The organism is Methanospirillum sp. (assembly GCF_028679455.1).
In the GTDB taxonomy this organism is placed as follows: Archaea; Halobacteriota; Methanomicrobia; order Methanomicrobiales; family Methanospirillaceae; genus Methanospirillum.
This window is the reverse complement of record NZ_JAJRBM010000008.1, coordinates 1-5,497: the sequence shown is the minus strand read 5'-3', so window position 1 is coordinate 5,497 and position 5,497 is coordinate 1. Positions and strand designations below refer to the sequence as shown.

Genomic DNA, 5,497 nt, shown 5'->3' with positions numbered 1-5,497 from the left:
CTCTTCTTCACCTGCAGACGAGATTGAACTCGGAGGGATAACGATGTGCACATACTTATCTGCTGCAAATTCGTGGCGGTATACTATTGCGAGATCATCGCCCATGACTGCCATTCCACCATAACTGGTAACTGCAGGACCTACCCCTGTTTCAAATCCATAGGTCACGAGCCCGCCGTCTGTCTCCTCAACGTAGTTATTCCCGATAAGAGTCCTGAGCTGGTCGGTTGTGAGGGGATCGCCAACTGCCCGGTTCACTGCTGCTGCAACTGCGGTAATGATGGTGCATGTTGATCCAAGTCCAACATGTTTATACTCATGATCCATGGCCTGCACCGCAAATCCTCCGGTATAGCCGGTGACTTTACTGAATAATATAAGGAAGTGCTCAATGATGGCCGGTCTGCTGTAGGTGATCTCGTAGCCCGCTGGAATGGTTCTGGCTGTTGCCTGGGCATAAACCTGGATGGCAAACCCGATACCACCCCCTCCCGGATGCCCGGGTGCAAACCTATTCATATCCAGGACTGTCAGATGTATCCGTCCAGGAGCTTTGACCGTCACCGGTTCTGTTCTGATCTTCAGATCATAGGTTTTTTCAAGTCCGACTGTCTTCAGGTCATTACCTGGTTGAAATGAGTTGAATTCATACTCGACCAGGTCAAGGTCTCCGCCGCGAATTTTTAGTATTGTCATGATGTCAGATTATCGATCAAAGAAGATGTTCTTCCCGGTTACCGAGAGCGGAATTGCATAGGCAGTAGTGCATCCGGGAAGATGGCCGAGTGAGAGTGCTGCCACACCGGCTGAAAAGAAGACACGATTATCTGCGTTATGGATCTGGGCTGTCTTTACTGCTGATCCAACCGCAATTCCAAGATCAGCCATTCTGATCACACAGACCGGTCCCTGATAGAGGGTATCTGTATTGCGCATCTCAAATGCTTCTGCCATCTCTTTGCAGGTATTATATCCGCATCCCCCGCAGTTCAGACCCACATGCTGATCACCGTGGGACCCGATTAGCACACATGCCGATGCTGCTGCAATATTTTTGGCATCACGCAGAAAGAATTGAAACCCTATCCTGGTTCCAATCATCTCCATCTCATGTGAAAGTTCGGTGAGTTCAGGCCCGTACAGAGCCTTCATCTCTATGGTATCGATTCCCTTCCCTTTGGGTGCAGTCCGGGCACTCACCATCATGAGGTTAGCAATGGTCCGGACTGCTTCCTGTTCAGGATCCATACTTTCAGGTGCAGGGCATGGGGTAAAAACCCTGTTATTTGATATCAGGGAAAAAGGAACCGGGTCAGCGTGCCCGGGTATGTTGGTTAATGTATGCGAGGATTGAGTTGTATGCCATCTCAGAACCCAGGTATGCTTCCTGTCGTGCATTATCTGGCTCCGCCATTGCCCGGTTTTTCATATCTTCGTATTCTTTGAGCAGGAAGGTCTGAAACAGGTAAAGGTCATCCATCCCCCCGAACCGATCCACCGCAAGTGCACAGGCACGGTCCCATCCCTGCTTTGCATATGCACTGAGTGAATATTTTGTCGGGCTGTGTTTCATCTCGATAAGCATCTCCAACATCTCATCATGACTGATCGCCCCTTTATGTGCTTTGAATGCCGAAGTGACCTGATTGAAGAACTCCTGCCATCCCTCGATCCATCGTTCCTGTACTTTTTTCGGGTATTGTTCATCAGGCACTGGTATCCGTTTAATGTACATTTTTGAGAGTGGTTGTGAGAATCCTTCGATCTCCTGGGGAAATGAGAATGTGATGCAAAATCGTTCTTTCTCTACTGGTGCGGTTGTATAAATTACTGAATAGGGGACCACGAGGTAGTCTGATGATTTGATCTTGACCAGGAGGTGTTCATTGGTGGCATACAGGGTGCAGGCATTCAGTTCGGTATCATCAAACCATATCTGAAGTTTCTCTTTGGTCTTGACGATGGCGAACGGATCGAGACCATTTGCCCGTCTTTGAATCCCTTCAATGAAAAGCAGTTCATCCTCTTCATTCTGCATCTCGCGTTTCTTCTGCGCAACCGCTGCCTGATACTTTTTTACCAGAGAATTCAGATAACGCCGCCATGACTCAGACCATTTTGGATCTTCGAGCGGGGCTATCACGCCACCTTCTTTCTTCTTCAGCCCATGAAGATACAGCCGGGTATACTCTTCACGTTCATGGAAAAACCGCTGCGGGGTATTACACCTGATACAGAGACGATATTGATCTTCAACGGTTATTTCATGGACATGTGCAAATGATATCCTGATAAGTTCATTTTTCCGGTTTTTGATGACTATTCGTCGGTCTGTCACATATACCTTGGATATGTGACGCGCTTTTAGAGTGTAGAACACCGCTGCGATGGTCTTCTTCAGGACACTCTCCCCATCCTCACACACAAGCGTCATGATGTCAGCAGACCAGCACCAATTGATCTAGATATTTCAGGGTCCTGACATATATATTCAGAATCAGTTCAGGTCCCGGTAACATTCAAGTAATTCGCAGTCCTGGAACTTATGCTGAGAGGAGAGGGACAGGGGTAATGTTCACCGGGATAGATATCGGTGGTACTAATACTGATATCGCGCTGATAGACAGCGACATCAGGACGATTAAGGTTTCGAACTCAAAAGGGCTTGCACAAGCCCTGCTCAAAGCCGGAGATGGCGGGAGACTTGCAGTTAGTACTTCCCAGCCGCTGAATGCAATGGTTACCGGGAGTACAGGGCGGGTCAGGACCATTACTATTCCTGGCCCCGGGCTTGTGCACGGGGGCGCAGTCAAAGGAGCGGTGGGTCCCAGGGGTGATGTTCTTGAACCGGTTGATACCAGGCAGGTTGAAGGGCTGCTCAGGGGCTGCCGGGCCGATGCAGTGGCGATTGTTGGTAAGTTTTCGGTGAGAAACCCAGTGCAGGAAGAGATCGTCCGGGATATTGCAAGACAGTTCTTTGACGATGAACAGATTGCGATAAGTGCACCGCTGGGAGGACTGAATTTCCCTGCACGAATTGCCACAACCCGGATCAATGCAGGGATCAAAGCAACCGTGGTCTCACTTTCTGACCAAATCCGAAAAACTCACCCCGATTTTTTGTTTGTTACTTCCGACGGCGGGCTCTGTGGATTCGACCGGGCAATCGATAATCCTTCGCTACTGTACCACTCAAGTCCTGCTACCGTTGCCCTGGGGGCCGGATACCTCTCAAAGAAGCAGGACTGCCTGGTGGTGGATATCGGAGGAACTACCACTGATCTTGTACCTATCCGGGACGGGAAGCCGGTTCTTCAGACCCTGTTTGTACAGGGGAGACGAACCCTCATTCAGGCGGTAACTGCTGATACCATTCCGCTCGGTGGAGACTCATGCATCCGGGATGTCCTGACGCAGGTCCGATCAGGTAATGCACGGGCATTCGGGGGTGGCGAGCCGACGCTCACGGATGCCCTCAATGTTCTTGGTGCTGATATCGGGGATGTCTCCCGATCCTGCTGCCTGGATCCAGCAAAAGCTTTCGAAGCATATCAGTATTATCTGGAGACACTCGGTGCGATTATCCACCGGAAGGACCCTGGCCTGATCGTAGGGGCCGGATTCCTGGCCCCATACCTGATCCCTGATCTCGCTGATGAAGCCAGGGTCAGATACTATGTACCTGAACATGCTGCATCTGCCAATGCAGTCGGAGCTGCAGTCTCCCGGATCAGTATCCGGATTCACGCCCGTGCTGATTCCGGACGGGGGATCCTCACATTAAACGGAGTTGATTATCCGTTACCTGCAGGCATTTCGGATGATGATCTCCTGATGTATGCAGGCGAGATCGTAAGAACCCAGGCACGGAAAGAAGGAGCACCTGCACAAGATCTGAAAGAACTCCTTACCAGTCAGTACTCGGTGTATAATGTGGTACGGGGAGGGCGTACCCAGGCCAGGATAACTGATTTTGTGATTGGTATCGCCCCCGGAATCACCGCGGAGGCTCCATGACCACCGGTATCATCTTTGGTCCTGAGTATCTTCGTCATGAACAGAGTCCGACTCATCCGGAACGTAATGAACGACTGGCATACACCATGGACCAACTTATGGAGGAAGGGCTCTTCGATCACCCTGATATCATGCTCATCCCTCCCCGGAAAGCAACCCGGACAGAAGTCCTTGCTGTGCATGATCCAGGATATTTGAGTTTTCTTGAAGAATCGAGTGTTACCGGTGGTATGATAGACTACGACACCGCTATTCCTCATGGTTTGATAGGCGATGCCCTTCTTGCAGCCGGGGGAGCGGTCATCGCAGCAGATGCTGTTATTGATCAGACGATACACAATGCATTTGTGCTCTGTCGTCCGCCAGGTCATCACGCCGGACGTTCCCATGGGGGCGGGTTCTGTTATCTTAACAATGCTGCCATAGCGGTCAGGCATCTCCAGCGGCGTGGGATGAAACGGATCCTGATCCTGGATTGGGATGCCCATCACGGGAACGGTACACAGGAGATTTTTTTTACTGATCCCTCGGTTCTCTTCTGTTCGGTCCATCAGTTTCCCTTCTACCCGGGTTCAGGCCAGATCGATGAGATCGGTTCAGGGGAAGGAATCGGATATACGGTAAATATGCCGGTTCCCGGAGGGAGTTCAGATCAGGTATACCAGTATCTCCTCACTGAAATTGTTATACCGCTTGCCGAAGAGTTTCAGCCTGACTGTATCGTGGTATCTGCAGGTCAGGACAATCATTTTTCGGATCCCTTAACCGGCCTGGCTCTTACAGCCCGGGGTTATGCAACCATGATGCAGGAGGTTTGCATCCTTGCTGATAGTATCTGTCTTGGCAGGCTTGTTGGGATCCTTGAAGGAGGGTACAGCGTTGAAGGTGGCCTCCCGTACACCAATCTGGGCATTATTGCAGCCATGGCCGGGCTTGACATAAGTGCTATCCGTGAACCGGACTCACTCCTTGATCTCCTGCACCGGTCAGTCTCTGAATCTGCCATATCTCAGGTGATCACGATCACCGGAGAACTCAAAGAGATCCTTTCCCCATACTGGACCTGTTTCAGGTAGTCTGATCCTTTTATCCTGTTACCCATCCAACCTCACGAGGTATTGGTCAGTGTATGCTGATCCTGAGGAATATTATGGCAGTCCGTCAGATTAGTGAACACATTTTTGCAGTAGGGGTTATTGACTGGGACCGGAGAATATTTGATGAACTGGTTCCCCTCCCTGAAGGAACTTCATATAATTCGTATTATGTGAAAGGGACTGAAAAGTCTGCACTCATTGATACGTCTGATCCTTCACGGGTAGAGGATTTCATCGGGAATCTGATCCGGCTTGGAATTGATAGGCTTGATTATATTGTGATCAACCATGCCGAACAGGATCATGCTGGTTGCCTCCCGATGCTGCTTGAGCTCTTTCCCGGGGCTAAAGTATGTTGTACTCAAAAGTGTCAGGAACTTCTG

6 protein-coding genes are annotated in these 5,497 nt (G+C 50.3%); 3 read left to right on the top strand and 3 right to left on the bottom strand.

Going from position 1 to position 5,497, the window contains the following annotated elements; genetic code table 11:
• The 3 genes from LUQ50_RS00240 to LUQ50_RS00230 form a co-directional block, all read right to left on the bottom strand.
• Window positions 1–696: GHMP kinase (locus LUQ50_RS00240; protein WP_300034363.1), on the bottom strand; the 696-nt coding region annotated here is incomplete at its 3' end.
• A 9-nt stretch (window positions 697–705) separates the two neighbouring features.
• On the bottom strand, window positions 706–1,248 hold the full coding sequence (locus tag LUQ50_RS00235) for a ferredoxin domain-containing protein (protein ID WP_300034360.1): 543 nt from the start codon (window positions 1,246–1,248) through the stop codon (window positions 706–708).
• A 64-nt stretch (window positions 1,249–1,312) separates the two neighbouring features.
• Window positions 1,313–2,434: a hypothetical protein gene (locus LUQ50_RS00230; protein WP_300034357.1), complete on the bottom strand. Its 1,122-nt coding sequence runs from the start codon at window positions 2,432–2,434 to the stop codon at window positions 1,313–1,315.
• Window positions 2,435–2,571: 137 nt separating this feature from the next.
• On the opposite strand from LUQ50_RS00230, the gene LUQ50_RS00225 reads away from it, so the two are divergent.
• The 3 genes from LUQ50_RS00225 to LUQ50_RS00215 all read left to right on the top strand — a co-directional run.
• Entirely contained in the window at window positions 2,572–4,017 is a 1,446-nt protein-coding gene (locus tag LUQ50_RS00225; RefSeq protein WP_300034354.1) for a hydantoinase/oxoprolinase family protein, read from the top strand.
• Window positions 4,014–5,093, top strand: coding sequence for a histone deacetylase (locus tag LUQ50_RS00220; protein WP_300034352.1), 1,080 nt, complete (start codon window positions 4,014–4,016; stop codon window positions 5,091–5,093). Before LUQ50_RS00225 ends, LUQ50_RS00220 begins: the two co-directional genes overlap by 4 nt.
• 74 nt (window positions 5,094–5,167) lie before the next feature.
• Window positions 5,168–5,497: MBL fold metallo-hydrolase (locus LUQ50_RS00215; protein ID WP_300034349.1), on the top strand; the 330-nt coding region annotated here is incomplete at its 3' end.

What these genes read in the sequence shown, in the direction of transcription:
- LUQ50_RS00235 (WP_300034360.1), bottom strand. Translation starts at nt 1,248, where the DNA reads ATGGATCCTGAACAGGAAGCAGTCCGGACCATTGCTAACCTCATGATG.
- LUQ50_RS00230 (WP_300034357.1), bottom strand. Translation starts at nt 2,434, where the DNA reads ATGACGCTTGTGTGTGAGGATGGGGAGAGTGTCCTGAAGAAGACCATC.
- LUQ50_RS00225 (WP_300034354.1), top strand. Translation starts at nt 2,572, where the DNA reads ATGTTCACCGGGATAGATATCGGTGGTACTAATACTGATATCGCGCTG.
- LUQ50_RS00220 (WP_300034352.1), top strand. Translation starts at nt 4,014, where the DNA reads ATGACCACCGGTATCATCTTTGGTCCTGAGTATCTTCGTCATGAACAG.